The following is a 19084-nucleotide window of genomic DNA, read 5'->3' on the forward strand; positions in this document are numbered from 1 at the left end:
TCAATACCTGGTTGTTTGTTTTGATGCTGCGGTGGGAAAGGCGCGTTATATTTATGATGACCCATATGCTTTCCTCCTAGAAGACAATTCCAGGTAATGTATTCTTTTAGGAATTGTTAGGTTCTTATGAAAATGTAAAAATTATGGCCATTCTCTATAGCCCTTTATCAGCTAGCGATATATTGATTATTAAAAAAGCACTTTTACAGGCTTTTTTCATACAATTATTTTAGAGGTGATAAAAAGTGACAAGAGTAAAATTTACAGAGAGTGACATTGATTTGGTGGCAAGGATGATGAGGGCAGAAGCTGAAGGTGAAGGGCAATTAGGGATGCTTATGGTTGGTAATGTAATTGTAAATCGACTAAAAGCCAGTTGTTTAGATTTTAAAGAGTTAACTTCAATAAGGGATGTGATTTTTCAAGTCCAAGGAGGAAATTATTCTTTTGAAGCAGTACAAAAAGGCAATGTTTTTTATAATAGAGCAAGAGGTGTAGAAAAAAAATTAGCCAAACAAGTCCTAAACTATTGGAGACAGCACCCTTCCCAGTATGCTCTTTGGTATTTCAATCCGTATGCTGAATGTCCACCCACATGGTACGGTCAACCATTTACAGGACAATATAAACAACATTGTTATTATGAACCAGAGGCTAATACATGCGAAGGCGCTTATAGATATTAGAAAGATTGGCTTATCACTAAGCCTGATAGCGGCACTTATGCAGAAAGAAAGTTTTTAAAATTTCTTTACTGCTTAAAAAACCCCTACACTGTGGGGATTTTTGATCGTTAAACCGTCAACCACGCTCAAAGTTTAAGAACGAATTTTATTTTTCAATGGAGACAACTTCTATCGACGTAAATGGTTGTCAATGAATAACATTAAATAATTTCGAGCTTTCAAAAACCATTTATTCCCTTTCACCCAATAATCCCAAATATAAAGCCTACAGCCACAAAGAAAGTAATAGTAATCCGAATATGTTGAAATAAATATAGAGGTTGTAGACGATTACCCTTAAACTAACCGCAGCAACAGAGTTAAAAAATTGAAACTTAAGTCTTTAGCCACTCGTCTATCCTAATGAAGGGGGTTTTGGGATGATTACAAGAAAGTTATCATTAATTTTACTTCTATCAATTATATTGGTAGCTTGTAATAATCAAACAACTGAAGATTCAGGAGATCAAATGGGAAATCCAACTGCTGAAGAAATCTTATCCAAGAATAAGGATGCAGACATTTTCCTCCTAAACGGTGTTGTATATAGTAATGCGGAAGATATTGAATGGGTTAATGAACAGGAATTAACTTCAGATGAAGAAGTTGGTGAGATTAAAAAACAAACCAAAGATAGTAAAGCATTCGAGAATTATTCTGCTACCAAACTGCCAGTTGGAACTAAATTATACAAACCTGTCAAAAAGGGTGACATCTATATAGTAAAAGTGGATGGTAAGGAAATACGATATTTAGGATTGAGAGAAGGATAACCCAATTATATTATTGTGCCAAATTATTTTACCTTTTATTGGCGGTGGTTTCCGATGAAGAAAGTATAAATATCAAAGGAGACCAGAGCGAAGTTATAAATTTAATAGTAAAGTTGTAGAGCATTTTCTTTGTAATAAGGAATGCTTTTTATCTTTGTCTAAAATTAAAAAGGAGATTTATATAACAATAACAATATAATAAAAGGCAATAATATTTTATTATGTAACGATAAAATGTGTGTTAAAGTCAAATTAACAATAATTAAGTGAGGTGTTTTTTATGAAACGAGGTTCAACAATCTTTTTAAAAATAGCTCTTTTTCTTATTGGAGCTCCGATTCTCGCTTTATGTATATTTGGGTTGCCTATACTAGGTAAAGAAGCAGCAGAAAGTAATTCGGAGTTCGCTTATGTACTATATGGCATTTTAATAGTTATGTATGGATCAGCAATCCCATTTTTCGTTGCATTGTATCAGGCTTTTAAATTAAGTTATATTGACAAGAACAAAGCGTTCTCGAAAATTTCTGTAAAATCTTTAAAAAATATAAAATATTGTGCAATCACAATCAGTGGCTTATATGTGGTTGGTATGCCACTCTTCTATATCTTTGCGGAGTTAGACGACGCCCCAGGTGTCATATTAATTGGAATGATCTTTATTTTCGCTTCAATGGTGATTGCAGTCTTTGCCGCTGTTCTTCAAAGGCTTTTACAAGTAGCCATCGATATAAAATCAGAAAATGACTTAATAGTATGAGGTGAATAATTTGAGAATAATAATCAATATTGATGTGATGTTGGCTAAACGGAAGATGAGTGTTACAGAACTTTCGGAAAGAGTTGGAATAACAATGGCTAACCTTTCTATATTAAAAAACGGAAAGGCAAAAGCTATTAGACTTTCAACTCTAGAGGCAATTTGTAAGGCTTTAGAATGTCAGCCTGGGGATCTTCTTGAATATCAAAGTGAAGTTGACAATCAAGACCAAACCATTTAACAAATTAAACTTAGATAAATAGTCACTGTTCCTTTTATGGTAATATAATTCATATTTAAAACAGGAATGGGTTAAGAAAGAGATTATAGTCGTTATGATTTTAGATAAAGGCTGTTTTCTAAAAGATTGTTGTTGACACAAAATCTATAAACTGCGACATAGCTGCTATGTTAATTTATTTCCTACCACTCTTTACTAGATTGGTGCCGACCCAGCACTGCGGAAAAACACTCACTTTCCATGGGGAACGCTTCAGCCTCCTGAGCTGAGCAAAAACCGCTCACTGCGGGGTCTTCAGACTGTTCCTTTCCCATTGGATAAGGAAAGCTTCTAGAAATACATTTTCGAGGAGTCTCGCATTTTTCCGCAGCTTAGATAGCTTTCTGTTCAAGGGAAACATAGGATTCTTAGTGGAGGCAGAATACGTAGACTCCTGCTTAGAACAGCGCGAGTCCGAAGACCCCGGAAGAAGCGTCCTTTGCTTCTGAGGAGGCTGAGGCCGTGCCCGCGGCATAGAAGACACTGTGAAAGCGTCAGCTTGAGCAGATGTCGCACTTGTACCCGGAGTGGTGAAAGCGAAGTATTCTGCCGGAACGGTGGTGAAACAATTCACTACGTCGCAGTTTATATCAACTGCGAAGGTTAAAAAGCAACAAAACTTACGGAAAGAGCCTATATATAAAATGCTTTAGTTTAAACTAAATATACGAAAAATCTCAGTTCACTGAACTGAGATTTTACTGTTTTAATTACAAATACCACTCAAATACGTTGCAATTAGTTATGCTTTTGAGGATTGCGATAGGGAACGGAACCCATGAGTTTTGTGGACTTCTACTTTTGTTTAACTATCTCACCCTTAGCATAGGAAGAAGGTTCCTTATTGGTTAACTCATCCTATTCTTCTGGTTTGTATTCAACTGGTTTATTTTTCTTACCCAGAATTCCTTTGCGTACCTGTTTGACCCAGAAACCACCATTGATCTGCTTAGGCTCATAGGAAATGATAAAGGCTTTGGGATCAATTGTTTTTATTGTTTCATAAAGCTTTAATTCATATTTTCTTGGAGTAAGGATTTGCATGGCTAAACGATCACCATCCATTCCATACGCAAACCAGCTTGTCACACCATAACCCTTATCGCGGAGCTTGCGTGTGAATTCAAGATTCGGATCAGTCGATATAACATTAACCGTGATGTAACCTAGTGCTAGCTTCTCTTCTATCTTTGATCCAACAACTACACCTATTCCAAAACCTAGCGCATAGGCTACGATATTTTGAATTTGATCCAGATTATCCAGTACTAATCCTAACCCTATAACATAAACAACAATCTCAAACATGCTGATAAACGCCGCAATGTATTGGCGACCTTTCAAAGTTAATATCATGCGAAGTGTATACAGGGAGACGTAAACAACGTTTATGATTAGAATAATTGCTACCATAATATAAGCATTTTCAAGCAAAGTAAAACCTCCAATAAAGTTTAATCATTTTTTATTTATTTGGGCCATATACCCGTTTTTCGACGGATGATTGTTTTCCACGTAAACGTTTTTGTAACGTCTCCCTCCAACTTGGTGCTAATAAACCGCAGGAAGCAAGTTCATCAGCTTGATGAAGATCGTTTTTGTAAACATGCATCACTTCATTACACGCTGCAATCGTCCATTGTGGATAGGGTCGTTCGATAATTTTCAACGAACTTCCACCAGCTATATTCCCTTCCTTAAGTACACGGAAATACCACCCAGTTCGACCGCTGTTTTGTATCTGTAGGGCCAGGTCAAGCACACGAAACCTTCGGGCAGGTTTCCAGCAAGGTTGTCTGGGCTGGGCAACCTGAATAATTGCATCACTTAGCTCAAATGTGTCACCGATGCAAATGGAAAATTCATCAACGCCTTCAACTGCAAGGTTTTCTCCCATCGCACCAATACCAATTTCATCTGTATTAAGCTGCTTTTTCCAAAAATTATAATGTTCAGCTGGATAAGCAAATATCGCTTTCTCAGGTCCGCCGTGGTTCTTGGTATCTGCTACCTCGTCATTTTCAAGACCTGTCTTACTCAACCAGAGATTCCCGGTCACTTCTTTTTTAAACATCCCACTTTCCCATGGTTTGTCCAAGCGGTCACTTGCATCGGGGTCACCAGCTCGCTTCACTTTTCCAGTCAAAATTTTAGCTGCAAACGGAACGTTCATCATGCTACCTGCCCCTCATTTATGATATAGTTGATTGATTAGAAATCTGGCTCAATCCAATTACTAATGATTAGATATGTAAAGCTTTCATTATAAGAGTTACACAAATTATAATTCTCTTTTACTAAATATACAAACGAGGAATGATTTTATGAATAAACAATTAAAAAAAGCAACGTTTGCCGGCGGCTGTTTCTGGTGTATGGTTAAACCCTTTGACAAATGGGACGGAGTCAATGCAGTAGTATCCGGATATATAGGTGGGCATGTTGAAAACCCAACCTATGAAGACGTTAAAACAGGTGAAACTGGCCATTACGAAGCCGTTGAAATCACGTATGATCCAGAAATCATATCTTATCAAACAATTCTACCTCTGTTTTGGCAACAAATTGACCCTACTGATGACGGAGGACAATTTCAGGACCGTGGCGACTCATACCGTGCTGCCATTTTTTATCATGACAGCAACCAGTTATTCGCCGCAGAAGTGTCAAAAAAAGAATTAGAACAAAGTGGTAAATTTACTAAACCCATTGTGACAGAAATTCTACCTGCAACAACTTTTTATCCTGCAGAAGATTATCATCAGGAATTCTACAAAAAAAATAAACAGGAATATGAAGGAGATCGAGCAAAATCCGGCAGAGATGAGTTTATAGAAGAAGTTTGGAAAGTGGACTGATTTAATTAGCGTTTACGGTTACAACGCTATCCGGGAAATATATTCAGCACAACAGGTTTCATAAGTAAGGAGCTGACAGTTTGGCTAAAAGTAATTCACTAGTACCATTAAAAATGCTATTGTTTAGTTTTCATGCTTCAAACACTATAATACTTAGTTTTTTACCACTATATTTATTGCATAAAGGTCTTGACGGCTCAGAAATCGGATGGGTTCTCGCTGTTGGTCCCTTGGCATCTATATTTGCTCAGCCCTTTTGGGGATACATGAGTGATAAATATAAAACAGTTAAACGAATGCTGTTACTCTGTGTAATTGGACTCCTCATTAGCAGTGTTCTATTTTTTCAAATGAACGGGCTAATTGCAATTATTTTAATGGGCGCAGTTTTTTATTTCTTTACATCTCCGATTGGTGCGCTTGGTGACAGCCTTGCACAACGCCGTTCAGATCAGCTGAACGTATCATTCGGAAGCATTCGTATGTGGGGTTCGATAGGTTTTGCTACATCATCATTAATTGTTGGTGAGATATTATCCTCTGTTGGCATTCAATATATGATATGGCCTTACCTTTTCTTTGGAGTAGCTGCGTTATTAGTAGTCTTTCAGCTTACAGATGTCAAAGTGGAATCAGATCCTGTTAAGCTAAAAGATGTACGCCAGATATTCAGCAATAAACCGTTTCTGATTTTTCTTGCGATCATTATGTTTATCTCTATATCCCATCGATCAAATGATACGTACATTGGTTTATACATTTCTCAGCTTGGCGGTAGTGAAAGCCTGATTGGACTAGCCTGGTTTTTCGGTGTTGCTAGTGAGGCAGCAGTTTTTGCCTTTGCCGGTACGTGGTTCAAAAAATACCATTCTCTGGTCTTCATCATTTTCGCAGGTGTTATTTATAGCATAAGATGGTTTATGTACGCGGCAGTTGAGGATCCAATCTTAATTGTAGCACTTCAGTTTTTACACGGAATAACGTTTGGGGTCTTCTACTTAGCAGCATTTCAATATATTACCCGGCTAATTCCTAAGCTATTACAGTCAACCGGTCATCTGGTATTTTTCGCTGTATTTTTTGGAGTTTCAGGAATCATAGGGTCACTGATTGGTGGGGCACTGATTGATTCATTCGGAGGTGACACATTATACCTGGTACTGGGAATCTTTTCTTCAACCGGTACTATTCTATTAACGCTCTACCATCTACTGCCATATGGAAAAGAATTAAAAAGATCTCAATGATAGTACAAAATCGCAAGTTACATGGTTAAAGGAAGGCCGATTATCAACCGTCCTGGCAAGGAATCGACCGTTAGATGGAAGTATCAACCGTCCTGGCCGGGAATCGACCGTTATACGGAACTATCAACCGTCCTGGCCGGGAATCGACCGTTATACGGAAGTATCAACCGTCCTGGCAAGATATCGACCGTTATACGGAAGTATCAACCGTCCTGGCAAGATATCAACCGTTATACGGAACTATCAACCGTCCTGGCAAGATATCAACCGTTATACGGAACTATCAACCGTCCTGGCCCTTTAAGTACTCCGGTTGTCTACTACCAAACGAAAAAAGCTGGTGCAATTAACTTTGCACCAGCTTTTTTTCTAGTAATCTATTTAGTTCATTAGCTGAGGAAGATAAAGTATAAAATAAAGATAACAAACAATAAATACATAATCGAATTTACTTCTTTTGCGCGTCCTTTTAATATCATCGTTATTGGATAAAAAATAAATCCAATCGCAATCCCAGTAGCAATGCTATATGTCAATGGCATTGCAATAATTATTAAGAATGCTGGAACCGCTATTTCAAATTCATCCCAGTCTATACCCTTCAATGCAGAAGACATCAACACACCTACTATAATTAGTGCCGGTGCTGTAACTTCTGCTGTAACCACACTCAATAATGGGGAGAAAAACAGAGCTAACAGGAAGAATCCTGCTGTAACGACTGCTGTAAATCCAGATCGTCCACCTGCTCCAACACCTGCCGTTGACTCAACGTAAGATGTAGTTGTTGAAGTACCAACAATCGAGCCGACTACCGTTGCTGTTGAGTCTGCAAATAAAGCTTTACCTGCACGTGGCAGCTTATTGTCTTTCATTAGCCCTGCTTGTCTAGCCACTGCAACGAGCGTTCCAGCAGTATCAAAGAAATCAACAAATAAGAACGTTAAAATAACAACCAGCATTTCAAGTGTGAAAATATCTCCAAAATGAGCAATTGCTGCACCAAACGTTGGAGCCAAGCTAGGTACTTCGCCTACAATTCCGCCCAACCCTGACGGTGGATCAATCAGATTAAAAATGATTCCAACGATTGATGTTAAAATCATGCCATAGAAAATGCCGCCTTTAATGTTTAAACTGAGAAGGACGACAGTAATAATAATTCCAAAAATAGCCAATAAAACTGTTGGTGACGCCAAGTCTCCAATTCCAACAAGCGTAGCGTCATTTCCTATAATAATCCCTGCGTTCTGGAAGCCGATAAATGCGATAAATAATCCAATTCCTGCTCCAACCGCAAGTTTTAAATTTCCCGGTATTGCATTAATAATTTTCTCACGAATTCCTGATAATGTTAAAAGAATAAATATTAGTCCAGATGCCAAAACCCCTGCCAATGCTGTTTCCCAAGGGATACCAGAACCCAGCACCACGGTGTATGCGAAAAAAGCGTTAAGGCCCATACCAGGCGCAAGAGCGATTGGGTATTTCGCAATAATACCCATGAATAACGAACCGACTGCCGCAGCAATCGCAGTAGCGGTGAAAACTGCACCCTGATCCATTCGTGTTACACCTTCAGGAAGATCCTCTATCCCTACTAAAGCTAATGTAGCAGGGTTTACAAATAGTATATATGCCATTGCTAAAAACGTAGTCATACCTGCTACAAATTCTGTTTTATAATTTGTTCCTAATTCCTCAAAACGAAAGTATTTTTTCATTGCTTTTTCCTCCCCACTTTTCATAGAAAAACAAAAGCACACTTGGTTAATTCCCAAGAGTGCTACCGTAACTAGTTCAGAAAAAAGCAATAAGAAAAAGTACGCAAAAGTATCCTGCTGTATCTTACCTCGTTGCCTTAACCTGCGTAGTCAAACTGTTTACGGTAGTTTGGTAGAAACTCTTGGGCCATATCCCCTAAATTATACGCATGCTATTCGATTGATTTAATTGTACTACTTTCGCTTGATCAGGTCAACCCAAAACACGAACAATTTTCATTTAATTCATATCATCGTTCGTATTAAATCGTCTATTCCCACTCAATTGTTGCTGGTGGCTTACTTGTAACGTCATACACCACACGATTGATGTGTTCTACTTCGTTTACTATCCGTGTCGAGATCTTTTCGATAACATCCCAAGGAATCCGAGCCCAGTCTGACGTCATCCCATCAATAGAAGTAACGGCACGAATGCCAATAGTATAATCATAGGTCCGTGTATCACCCATTACTCCAACACTCCGCATATCTGGTAATACGGTAAAGTATTGCCAGATTTCACGGTCAAGTCCTTCTTCAACAATAATTTCCCGCAGGATAGCATCTGATTCTCTAACAATTGCCAGCTTTTCTTCGGTAACCGCTCCAAGAATCCGTATAGCAAGTCCTGGTCCTGGAAATGGTTGACGCCATACAATTGCTTCTGGAAGACCTAATTGCAATCCTAATTCACGAACTTCATCCTTAAATAACGTATTTAGAGGTTCAATCAGCTCAAATTGCATATTTTCAGGCAGTCCACCCACATTATGATGTGACTTGATTGTTTGTGCTGTATCTGTACCACTTTCGATTATGTCTGTATATAAGGTGCCTTGTGCAAGAAAATCCATGTTCGTTAATTTGGAAGCCTCATCATCAAATACGTAAATAAATTCGTTCCCGATAATTTTACGTTTTTTCTCCGGATCGCTTACATTGTTAAGCTTTGACAAGAAACGCTCCTGTGCATCAATCTTAATAATGTTCATATCAAAATCACCACTAAACGTTTTCATCACTTCATCTGCTTCATTTTTTCGCAATAAGCCATGATCTACAAAAATACACGTCAGCTGATTACCAACTGCTTTGTGAATTAATGCTGCAACAACAGATGAATCAACTCCACCACTTAATGCACACAGCACATTGCGGCTACCAACTTTTTCTCTTATCTTGTCTACTTCCGTATCAATAAAGTTTTCGATTGTCCATTCTCCGTCACAATGACAGACATCAAAAACGAATTGCTCCAGCAAATGATTACCAAATTCTGAATGACGAACTTCCGGGTGAAATTGTACACCATATAATTTGCTTTCAGGCTTGCTCATTGCGGCTATTGGAGTTGATGGGCTTGTTGCATCTGTTTGAAACCCTTCCGGAACTTCTAGTACCTTATCACCATGACTCATCCAAACCGTTTGATTCTTTGGAGTATTTTTAAATAACACCGGATCATTGCTAAGCTCAATGAGCGCTTTACCATACTCACGGTTTTTAGCTTTTGTTACATTTCCGCCATAATGTAATGTCATTAATTGCATGCCATAACAGATACCTAATATCGGAATATCCAGATTAAAGATTTCTTTGTCGCACCGAAAACTGTTTTCATCATAGACGCTGTGTGGTCCACCGGATAGAATAATACCTTTTGGATTCAGTTGTTTAATCTCTTCAGCAGTCAGCTTATGGGTGTGCAATTCACTGTAAACACCCAGCTCACGTATTCGTCTTGTAATCAACTGATTATATTGACTACCAAAGTCCAATACCAAAATCATTTCACTTGTTTCCATGACAACTCTCCTTATCTTATAAAAGGTTACCATTCACTAAAGCGAATCGAAACCTTTATTTACTTAACTAGTCTACATTCGTTTAATAACAGGACTTGCTTGCTATACAAAAAGCCCGGCTTCCTCCAAACGCAACGTTTCCTGAGCTGAATGCTCTCAGAGAAAATTGCAGAAAGGCAGAAATCCAGGCTATGTACAGGTAAAGACATATCCACGAACAGATTTCGCCTTCATAGTCAGTGCATTTACGGTGCACCGGTAGAAACTTTCGAACCATATTATCGAGGATATACAAAAGGCTATTATATTTTATTATTATTCTACATTCATATAATTCTTTTCAAAACAGCTAGTTTAATTCTAGCCATGGCTTACACCAATTTAAGATATTACCCTATTCTACTAACAGACGAGTACTTGGTCAAGACCTTATCTGTTTGATTAAACCTTTCCACAATTGCGCCAATTTAGCAATTTCCTCTGAATCCCCTGTTTTCGTGTAGAGAATTCGTTCATAGGAAATGGTTAGTAAACGCATCGTCCTTGAATTGTATCTACGGTCAATTCTTTTAGCATATTCACGTAACGTCTGGCTAGCTTCTTTTGGATGTCCCTTATGTGCCAGTTGTTTCAATAGGAAGTGATAGGCATCCTGATACGTTTTTTGATTTTTGCTTGCCTTAAGTCTCAAGCCAAGCAGAAAGGACTGAATGACATAGCGCTTCACATAAATAAACCATCCAAGCAAGAGCAGAATGCCCGTTGCTCCCCCGATATACCACCAGTTCAATTTTAGTTCCCCGTTTTTACTACCCGCACTTTCAACTGCTTCTTCGGTTTCTTCCTCAGGCTCTGATGGCTGCTCCTGCATCGCCGGAACTGCAGTATCCTCTTCATCGATATCATTGTCGACATCGATTTGAAAGTCTGTCAGGTTAGAAAAGCCTTGTGTTGGTTCAAAAGGAACCCATCCTTTGCCAGGGAAATAAACCTCTACCCATGAATGGGCATTTGAATTTCTAACTTCGAATATATCAAACTCTGCATTATCCTCAATCAATTGCTCACCACTGGTGAAGCCTTTCACCCATCTCGCTGGAATATCTAATGTACGCAGCATGACAACCATTGAAGTAGAATAGTTATCACAGTAGCCAATTTTTGTATCAAATAAAAATTGGTCTACGTAATCCTGATTTTCTCCAGGGACAGATACATTGTTTGTATTGTATTTAAATCCATTTTGTCCAAAATAAGTTTCTATTGCACGAGCTTTATCGTAACGATTTTCTTCCTTCGCGGTTACTTCCCTAGCTAACTCACCAACACGATCCGGTAAATTACCCGGCAGCTGTGTATACTGTGCAATAATATCCTCAGAGTCTTCTGCGGTTGCATTTCGTAAAGAGTTAATCTCAAATATTGGGCTTTGAAAGGTCAAATTATAACTATCCAGATTTAACTCATTGCCATTGAATTTTGTAACCAATTCTTCCGAATACTTGTCTAAAAGTAATTCGGTTTTCTCTTTGTACCTCATTTTATCTATTCCATACGGATAAATGACCTTAGGGATTTGAACGTTCCCTGTTAATTCAAGCTGGGCACTCATTTCTTCAGTTTCTACACTCTCATCAAAAGTGTTAAGTGAGATACTTTGTGGATCCTGATTAATATACTCTGGCTCATGCGAGTTAATCCAACCTTTACCTGTATAAACATCCTTCGTTTCGATCCGCCAATATTGTTCTTCTTCTGTTCTGACGGTGAAAACCGGTGTTTCATCCTGAATAAATGAACCTCCCAGATGTGTATCATCTTCTCCATATCCAACTTTTCGAATTCCTGTTCCGCCATCCTGACTGCCAGCACCTTCAGCAGTACTCTTTAAAAAAGGAACTGGATCAGGCCATTGTGGTTCAAGTTTGGGTGCTGCGTAGCCCACTACCGTTGATAAAAGTACTACACCAATTAAGGGAAACATCCAGATTGAAGTTTTTTTCATCCATAGGAATCGGATTGATTCTCTGTTCATTTCCCTTGATAAACTTGCCACACCTAAAGCAATAAAGGATATAACAAAAATTCTAACAATCGCAGCATCCGCAATAAACACGGTAAATGTATCCAGTACAGCGATATATACAAATGTTAATAACACAAATAAAAAGATGCGGTTCATTGCCACGAACCAATAATAAATCAAGTAGCTCATCAACCAGATTAATAGTAAAAATAATAAGCTGCGAAACATCGGTGTTAAGTTATACCATTCCTGACTAACTAAGGCGGCAATATTCAGAGAGACTTCTGAGAATAAATGATAAAGCCAGGGTCTGCTGAAAAAAGCTTCTTGAAAGTATAAGCCATTCAGAATGTATAAAAGACCTGCACCTTTTAAAATGTAGGAAAGCCACCAATTAATTTGTGTCAATGTTATAAAGAAACAAAAAGCCGTGTAAAGTATAAATACTATTAAACTACTAGTGTCTGTAAGATCTTTTACTGGATACAACCATTCCAAAAACAATATGAATCCAGCAGTATATAAAATCATGTTATACATAAAAGGAGTTTTAGTTTCTGTATTCAGGTTCATACGACACGCACCCCAATCCTATTTTGAACCAACTGCTTCTCTGTCATCACATTTACGATGACTCCTTGAAATTGCAGCTGATGTATAAGCTGGCGCTGGTGTTCAGTAATTAGTTTATTAGATTGAATAAAACATACAATAATGCGCTTTGTTCGTTGCTTCATACTCTGAATTGTTTCTTTGAATAGATCATTAAGGTTGGTTGTAATGACAATCACAACTGCCCCCGTGGCTAAACGCTTTGAATCTTCCTTTAACTTTGCTGCGAAAGCCTGATCTCCACCTGGTTGTATTTGAGTTAAGTGCTGCCTGATAAGTTCTTTTTTCATTGGATCATGATGCAGTGGAAAAAAGGTGTTTTTTTCACCTATAGAAAGAAAACCTACTTGTGAAGACTGTTTGCGAATAGCCTCCATCAGTGAAAGGGTTATTTCAATTGCAGCTTCAAAAGCTAATACATTCAAGTTATCATGATAACAGCCGTCGAGAACCTGCATAATATCATTGCTTTTTTCTTGTTCAAACTCTTTCGTCATCATCGTATTTTTCCTGGCAGTTTGTTTCCAGTCAATCCAGGAAAACTTATCCCCAGGTGCGTATTCCCTTACCCCTGAAGCCACATTAGTATTTTTAAGTGATAAGCTCTGAGTTGTAACTGCTCCTTGCTCGAAACTGTTTATTCGTTCAGTAATATGAAGCTGGTGTTCGTTTGGATACGCAACTAAATCATTAAACACAGAAAAAACATGTTCCTTCTTAACGAACCCAAATAAATCACCAGTTCGAAAACGAATAGCAAACAGTTGATGTTCCCCACGGGGAATCTCTGTAATTTGATAAGATAAATGAAGCTCACGCTTAAAACCTGCAAATACTATCTTCTTAATTTTTCTTGTTGTTAGAAGCTGAGAAGGATCTTCCATATGTTGATACTTCTCTGCACGATTATCAACTTTGTTCAGCGATTCAGGGAATATCTCCTCACAAATACAGTAATAAAGCGGGAATGGAAAAGATCGTTTCAATGTAATGTCTACTTGTACTTTATCACCAGCCCTGACTACATGATGGGATAGTTTTCTAGTAAGCCGAAATGATTTAATTGGATAAAAGAGAATACCAATTAAGTAGACGGAAATAGGTAAAAATCCGTAAAACAAGAACCAACTTACAAATCCTCCCTGAAACATGGCATAAGAAAACAACAATAAAATCAGGAATACAATAAACACCAGTTTCCCGATAGTCTTAATCGTATCCCTCATTAATTAAAATCCTTTCGAATCGGTACGTATGTGTTCTGTATTACTGATGAAATTACATCTTCACTTGTCATCCCTTCATACTTCGCTTCAGATGATAGGATAACCCTGTGAGAAAGTACAAATGGGGCCAGGTATTTTACATCGTCCGGCAGTACATAATCTCTACTGTACACAAATGCAAGTGCCTTTGCTGCGCGCATTAAAGCGATAGATCCACGAGGACTAACACCTAAATAAACAGACGGATGTTCTCGGGTGGCAGTTACTAGGTTAATAATATACTTTTGCACATTTTGATCAATGTATACGCCTTTCACTGCTTCCTGCACCTCAACAAGCTGTTCCCTGTTCATTACTGCCTTAATTTGTTCTATTGGATGATCAACTGAGGTACGTTCAAGCATCTTAAGTTCATTATCATAGGATGGATAACCCATTTTAAGCTTTAGTATAAATCGATCGAGTTGTGCTTCAGGCAGCGGATATGTACCTTCATATTCAATCGGGTTCTGTGTCGCCATTACAAAGAATGGCTGTGCAAGAGGAACAGTGTTTCCATCAACGGTTACACTTTTTTCCTCCATTCCTTCCAATAAAGCTGACTGTGTTTTAGGGGATGTACGGTTAATTTCGTCGGCTAAAACGATGTTTCCCATGATAGGCCCACCGCGAAACTCGAATTCTAGTTCTTTGGGATTATAAATAGAAATACCAGTAACATCAGACGGTAATAAGTCAGGGGTAAATTGAATTCTTCTGAAATCGCAATCAAGAGATTTTGCGAGTGTTCTAACCAGCATGGTTTTACCAACGCCTGGAACGTCCTCCAATAACACGTGACCTTGGGCCAGCAAGGCAACCATACTCAATCTTGCTACATCCTCCTTACCAATCATCACTTTATTAATATTTGTTAAAACATTTTTAATATTTTCATTATAGACAGTAGTATCCTGCATCATTTACATAGACCCCTTCCATAAGGTAACTAACTTTTTACGTTATTACATACGTTAACTATACTAAAAAAGGCACAGTAAGTAAAAGCAGAATAATAGGAAATTACACATAAAAAGCAGATAACACCTAGTATTTACATTTAATTTGTATAGTAAACATTGAAAATTGGGCTAAGCTATATACAATATATTTGTCGCAGGTTTCATACTACTTCTCTTTTTTTCCAAACACATTTGTATCCTCCTTAGTCTTTTTCCAAGGAGGATCACCATAGTTGTGGAGACTTTTATTTATTTTAAAAACGACGTATGGGATAAGTAAGGATAAAATGGTACAAATGATAACTAACCTTTCTGGTATATGTCCAACAATATTTTCCCACATATTATTCACCAATTCCTTTGTCTTTGGTTTTTTCGGTCACACCTGTCATTCGGACTTGCGCTTTTGCTGTTACTGAAATCTTGGCATTAGAAAATGCGTTTCCTTCTTTATCCCAGTCCTTCTTTAACTTTTGCCATTGATCATAATGTCTTTGTTTCAAAATGGCATTAAATCCAAAGATATCAGCATTCAGTTCCTCCTGCGCTTTTTCAAGGGTGTTAGTTGCAAGTTCTTCAATTTTTTTATTTATTTGTTCTTCAATTTGCTTAAAACGTTCTGACGTCAACAGGGATTGGCTTCCAAATACCTCACCGATACCTCCCTTTGCCTCAATTATAATCGAAATATTTACTTGGTCCTTGTCTTTCACGTCTATCTTTATCGAACTTTTTGTACCTTGAATATCATAAATCATTAGCTGATCGTTAACCTTAAAATTTATTATTCCATCTCGAGTTTTATGGGCAATTAAATTTAACCCTTTTACTTCATCACTAGTTAACGTACCAATCATCTTATCATCAGAGCCACGAAAAACCGCCCCACCACTATCATTCATCATTTTCCCTTTTAATAAAGCCCGCGGTAGGACAAAACTACTCTTATTTAAAAGAAATTCATGGATTTCTCCCATTCGTACCGGGGCAACTGTCTCAATTGTTCTCACGCTATTTTCCAAAATTTCATTGATGTACATTGCTGGAAGCTTTTCCATCTTCGTATCTGTCTCAAGTATTTTAGCTGCTTCTTCCTCCGAAATGATTACTTTGATTGAACGGCGCATTTGCTGCTCCCGAAGAAATACATCCATTATGCTGGGAAACACTCCTGATTCCTTTGCCACTTCCTCTGAAACAACGACAATCTTTAAATGTTCATAATATGGAGCTCTGCTCATTTGTGAGATCATCTCTCGTGATATTTCAAACAAGCTGTTCCCACTGGCTGCAATATTCATATAAGCCTTTTGTTCACCACTCCCTGTACTTGGGGTTCCTAACCCTGATGGGATTACGATTTGATTAGTCAATTTGATGTTTAAGTTTTCTTCCTGTTGTTCTTCTCCCATATCTATAGATGATCCGACAACAAACCCCCGTTCTTCAATAGCTACCTGATCCCAGCATCCAGTAATAAAGAGAAGTGAACAGACGATTAATAGATTAACTTTTCTTTTTGCCAACTTGGCCCACTCCCCTTACTTTAGCAATAACCAGCAAAAAAGATCCCACCAAAAGTGTAAAAATTAATGCAGCATTACTGACAATGGCACCAAATGAAGCAACCTCTACTAAGCTCTGTGGTAACATACTTGTGCAGTAAACAATTGGCGTTAATAAAAGGACTACTTTAATTTTCTTTGCCTTTTTAAAAATAGAATGGATTGAAAGGACTGCAATATCTAACGCCATTGCAGTGGTGTTGAATATAGCCATAATCCAAATTACAAAAAAGACAGACTCAAATCGTTCAAAAAAACCACCCGGAATTTCAACACTCTTTGCTAACTCGACAGTTGGAAATACCAGATTAGCTGTCACCTCATTACCAAACACACCGATACATAAAATAAAAAACATCAGGTACATTAGAACAGGTATAGACATACCAATTGCAGCATATTTAGGCGTATTCTTCGGATTTTCCACCAACCCTATATAAAATAAAGCAATAATAAATCCAGCATACGAGGTTAACCCGGTATGTAACCCTTCTAAATAGCCATTAAAATCTGTTTTAAACATGGGAAGTAATTGGGGTGGCTCGAACAAGCTTAAGTTAAAGATAGAAACTATGAATGAGATAATGAGAATAATTGGCAGAAACATCATATTTAACCGAAACAAACCAGCCCTTGAGCCGGAGACTGCATAAACAACAACTAGAAGAAAACAAAGCCCAATAACCTCAACAGGGGTTTGGTCAAAAAGGTATTGCTTTGAAACTTCCGAAATGCTACGCACTATATACGCTGTAACATTCAACCATATGATGGCAAGAATAAATGATATTATTATTGCTACTGGTTTCGAAAGAATGGTGGATGTAAAAGTAAAAAAGGATTGATTTGGGAAGCCGCTGGTGAGTTTTGCCAAAAGCCATATAATTGCGATTGCAACTAAGCCACTTCCAAGTATGGCTACCCAACCATCTGAAGCTGAAGTAACAGATGCCAGATCCCTTGGTAATGTAAGAACTGCCACCCCAATAACCATTGAAGGCACAGCTATCATGATTTCTCTTTCACTAATTTTTTCATCACCATAATCAAAACTTTTCATTACCTTGTGTCTCCTTTATCTGCTGATGTTTTATCTCCAGTTTTTAAATAACCTGGGCGTTTAGTCAGCAATGGTACTGGTGCACGGAGTACAAGATCAGTCCAATCCCTGAGAAAGGTTGGTGCAAATGGAGTAGAATAAGGTACTCCCATACTTTTGAGGTTCACAATATGAATATTGACCATAATGTAAACAAGGATTATGCCATACAAACCCAGCACAGAAGCGACAATCATAAATGCGAAACGGATCATTCTAAAGGAAATTGCCACACTATACTCAGGTAGAGAAAAGGAAGAAATTGCTGTTAAAGCAACGACAATAACCATAACGGGGCTTACTACACCAGCCTGTACAGCCGCTTCCCCTATGACCAGACCTCCCACGATTCCGATTGTTTGTCCTATAACTCTTGGCAATCTCGCCCCTGCTTCCCGCAGTAATTCCATCGTTATCCCCATTATTACCGCTTCAACAACTGGTGGAAAGGGAACCCCTTCTCTTGTTGCAGCAATAGAAAAAGCTAATTGAGAAGGAATCATACCCTGATGATAGGATACCAAGGCGATGTATAATGCAGGCAAAAACATGGCAATAAATGTAGCTAAATAACGTAAGGTTCTTATTAACGACCCGATTATCCACCGCTCATAGTAGTCCTCTGGTGATTGAAACGCATTTGCGAGTGTAGCAGGTGCAATCAATACAAACGGTGTCCCATCAAGGATAATGATAACCTTCCCCTGTAATATTGCCGCTGAAGCTTTATCAGGTCTCTCTGTATGCGACAATTGTGGAAATGGGGATAAAAAACTGTCTTCAATCCATTGCTCTATGTATCCTGATTCGGGGGCATTATCCACATCAATCGTAGCAAGTCTGCGATTAACCTCCTTCAAAATGTCAGGGTTAACGACCCCATCCAGATAGGTTACAACTAATGATTTCTTCGCACGACGTCCAATCTTGTGCGTTTTAAACCGTAAGTTCGGATCACGAATCTGACGTCTTATCAGCATCATATTTGTCCCTACACTTTCAACAAAACCCTCTCGCGGACCACGAATTACAGGTTCTGAAGCAGGTTCTTCAATCTGACGTTCTTTCCATCCCTTTGTTTTCATAATCAGAACTTTTTCTATTCCATCCAGGTAGAAAATCGTGCTCCCATATAAAAGGTCATTGGAAAGCTCATCAAAGGATTCTGATTTTTCTATGGGACATATAGAAATAGTGTCTCGCTTAATCTTATCTAATAAGACATCTTCATCTTGGGAAATCTCACTATTATCAACGGACTGTATATTTTCCAATATATTATTATGAACTAACTTCGTATCAATTAGGCCTTCAATATAAACAATTGCACAGTTGTTATTT

17 protein-coding genes and 2 riboswitches are annotated in these 19084 nt (G+C 38.1%); of the genes, 7 read left to right on the plus strand and 10 right to left on the minus strand.

From position 1 onward, the window contains the following. Window positions 1-245: 245 nt before the first annotated feature. The 4 genes from ACOI1D_RS17065 (at window position 246) to ACOI1D_RS17080 (ending at window position 2499) form a co-directional block, all read left to right on the plus strand. The gene (locus tag ACOI1D_RS17065) at window positions 246-686 is read left to right on the plus strand and encodes a cell wall hydrolase (RefSeq protein WP_422502890.1); all 441 of its coding nucleotides are present in this window, start codon (window positions 246-248) and stop codon (window positions 684-686) included. A 419-nt stretch (window positions 687-1105) separates the two neighbouring features. Beyond that, a complete protein-coding gene (locus ACOI1D_RS17070; RefSeq protein WP_422502891.1) occupies window positions 1106-1498 on the plus strand; it encodes a hypothetical protein in 393 nt (130 codons plus the stop codon). Window positions 1499-1778: 280 nt separating this feature from the next. Next, entirely contained in the window at window positions 1779-2258 is a 480-nt protein-coding gene (locus ACOI1D_RS17075) for a DUF2975 domain-containing protein (protein WP_422502893.1), read from the plus strand. A 10-nt stretch (window positions 2259-2268) separates the two neighbouring features. Next, entirely contained in the window at window positions 2269-2499 is a 231-nt protein-coding gene (locus ACOI1D_RS17080) for a helix-turn-helix domain-containing protein (RefSeq protein WP_422502895.1), read from the plus strand. Between the two features lie 897 nt (window positions 2500-3396). On the opposite strand, the gene ACOI1D_RS17085 is transcribed toward ACOI1D_RS17080, so the two are convergent. Both ACOI1D_RS17085 and ACOI1D_RS17090 read right to left on the minus strand, forming a co-directional pair. Further along, on the minus strand, window positions 3397-3972 hold the full coding sequence (locus tag ACOI1D_RS17085) for a DUF2179 domain-containing protein (RefSeq protein WP_422502898.1): 576 nt from the start codon (window positions 3970-3972) through the stop codon (window positions 3397-3399). Between the two features lie 31 nt (window positions 3973-4003). Beyond that, window positions 4004-4714: an MOSC domain-containing protein gene (locus tag ACOI1D_RS17090; RefSeq protein ID WP_422502900.1), complete on the minus strand. Its 711-nt coding sequence runs from the start codon at window positions 4712-4714 to the stop codon at window positions 4004-4006. Between the two features lie 148 nt (window positions 4715-4862). On the opposite strand from ACOI1D_RS17090, the gene msrA reads away from it, so the two are divergent. From msrA to ACOI1D_RS17105, 3 genes are all read left to right on the plus strand, one after another. Beyond that, window positions 4863-5396 carry a peptide-methionine (S)-S-oxide reductase MsrA gene (msrA, locus tag ACOI1D_RS17095; protein ID WP_422502902.1) on the plus strand — a complete coding sequence of 178 codons (534 nt, stop codon included), beginning with the start codon at window positions 4863-4865 and terminating at the stop codon, window positions 5394-5396. An 80-nt stretch (window positions 5397-5476) separates the two neighbouring features. Then, window positions 5477-6643 (plus strand): MFS transporter, encoded by a 1167-nt coding sequence (locus ACOI1D_RS17100; protein WP_422502904.1) that lies wholly within the window; start codon window positions 5477-5479, stop codon window positions 6641-6643. Window positions 6644-6664: 21 nt separating this feature from the next. After that, window positions 6665-7036 carry a hypothetical protein gene (locus tag ACOI1D_RS17105; RefSeq protein ID WP_422502906.1) on the plus strand — a complete coding sequence of 124 codons (372 nt, stop codon included), beginning with the start codon at window positions 6665-6667 and terminating at the stop codon, window positions 7034-7036. Here ACOI1D_RS17105 and ACOI1D_RS17110 read toward each other — a convergent pair. From ACOI1D_RS17110 to ACOI1D_RS17145, 8 genes are all read right to left on the minus strand, one after another. Continuing rightward, the gene (locus ACOI1D_RS17110) at window positions 7033-8367 is read right to left on the minus strand and encodes an NCS2 family permease (RefSeq protein WP_422502908.1); all 1335 of its coding nucleotides are present in this window, start codon (window positions 8365-8367) and stop codon (window positions 7033-7035) included. The genes ACOI1D_RS17105 and ACOI1D_RS17110 overlap by 4 nt on opposite strands. A 127-nt stretch (window positions 8368-8494) precedes the next feature. Continuing rightward, a riboswitch (purine riboswitch) is annotated at window positions 8495-8596 on the minus strand. An 82-nt stretch (window positions 8597-8678) separates the two neighbouring features. Further along, window positions 8679-10214: a glutamine-hydrolyzing GMP synthase gene (guaA, locus tag ACOI1D_RS17115; protein ID WP_422502910.1), complete on the minus strand. Its 1536-nt coding sequence runs from the start codon at window positions 10212-10214 to the stop codon at window positions 8679-8681. A gap of 213 nt (window positions 10215-10427) precedes the next feature. Further along, window positions 10428-10529: riboswitch (purine riboswitch) on the minus strand. Between the two features lie 106 nt (window positions 10530-10635). Continuing rightward, window positions 10636-12813 carry a transglutaminase TgpA family protein gene (locus ACOI1D_RS17120; protein ID WP_422502912.1) on the minus strand — a complete coding sequence of 726 codons (2178 nt, stop codon included), beginning with the start codon at window positions 12811-12813 and terminating at the stop codon, window positions 10636-10638. Continuing rightward, window positions 12810-14078, minus strand: coding sequence for a DUF58 domain-containing protein (locus tag ACOI1D_RS17125; protein ID WP_422502914.1), 1269 nt, complete (start codon window positions 14076-14078; stop codon window positions 12810-12812). Before ACOI1D_RS17125 ends, ACOI1D_RS17120 begins: the two co-directional genes overlap by 4 nt. Beyond that, window positions 14078-15040 carry an AAA family ATPase gene (locus ACOI1D_RS17130; RefSeq protein ID WP_422502917.1) on the minus strand — a complete coding sequence of 321 codons (963 nt, stop codon included), beginning with the start codon at window positions 15038-15040 and terminating at the stop codon, window positions 14078-14080. Before ACOI1D_RS17130 ends, ACOI1D_RS17125 begins: the two co-directional genes overlap by 1 nt. A 383-nt stretch (window positions 15041-15423) precedes the next feature. Beyond that, window positions 15424-16605 (minus strand): Ger(x)C family spore germination protein, encoded by a 1182-nt coding sequence (locus tag ACOI1D_RS17135; protein ID WP_422502919.1) that lies wholly within the window; start codon window positions 16603-16605, stop codon window positions 15424-15426. Beyond that, window positions 16586-17704: a GerAB/ArcD/ProY family transporter gene (locus tag ACOI1D_RS17140; protein ID WP_422502922.1), complete on the minus strand. Its 1119-nt coding sequence runs from the start codon at window positions 17702-17704 to the stop codon at window positions 16586-16588. The genes ACOI1D_RS17135 and ACOI1D_RS17140 overlap by 20 nt, the downstream gene beginning before the upstream one ends. Continuing rightward, window positions 17704-19084, minus strand: a 1381-nt coding sequence (locus tag ACOI1D_RS17145) for a spore germination protein (RefSeq protein ID WP_422502924.1), incomplete at its 5' end; no start/stop codon positions are given. The genes ACOI1D_RS17140 and ACOI1D_RS17145, both read right to left, overlap by 1 nt.

It is taken from the genome of Virgibacillus sp. DJP39 (genome assembly GCF_049310925.1).
Lineage (GTDB): Bacteria > Bacillota > Bacilli > Bacillales > Amphibacillaceae > Virgibacillus_F.

Bases quoted from the DNA above. Each gene is read 5' to 3' on its own strand.
- ACOI1D_RS17105 (WP_422502906.1), top strand. From the start codon at position 6,665: ATGGTTAAAGGAAGGCCGATTATCAACCGTCCTGGCAAGGAATCGACC.
- guaA (WP_422502910.1), bottom strand. From the start codon at position 10,214: ATGGAAACAAGTGAAATGATTTTGGTATTGGACTTTGGTAGTCAATAT.
- ACOI1D_RS17070 (WP_422502891.1), top strand. From the start codon at position 1,106: ATGATTACAAGAAAGTTATCATTAATTTTACTTCTATCAATTATATTG.
- ACOI1D_RS17130 (WP_422502917.1), bottom strand. From the start codon at position 15,040: ATGATGCAGGATACTACTGTCTATAATGAAAATATTAAAAATGTTTTA.
- ACOI1D_RS17075 (WP_422502893.1), top strand. From the start codon at position 1,779: ATGAAACGAGGTTCAACAATCTTTTTAAAAATAGCTCTTTTTCTTATT.
- ACOI1D_RS17120 (WP_422502912.1), bottom strand. From the start codon at position 12,813: ATGAACCTGAATACAGAAACTAAAACTCCTTTTATGTATAACATGATT.
- msrA (WP_422502902.1), top strand. From the start codon at position 4,863: ATGAATAAACAATTAAAAAAAGCAACGTTTGCCGGCGGCTGTTTCTGG.
- ACOI1D_RS17140 (WP_422502922.1), bottom strand. From the start codon at position 17,704: ATGAAAAGTTTTGATTATGGTGATGAAAAAATTAGTGAAAGAGAAATC.
- ACOI1D_RS17125 (WP_422502914.1), bottom strand. From the start codon at position 14,078: ATGAGGGATACGATTAAGACTATCGGGAAACTGGTGTTTATTGTATTC.
- ACOI1D_RS17110 (WP_422502908.1), bottom strand. From the start codon at position 8,367: ATGAAAAAATACTTTCGTTTTGAGGAATTAGGAACAAATTATAAAACA.
- ACOI1D_RS17090 (WP_422502900.1), bottom strand. From the start codon at position 4,714: ATGATGAACGTTCCGTTTGCAGCTAAAATTTTGACTGGAAAAGTGAAG.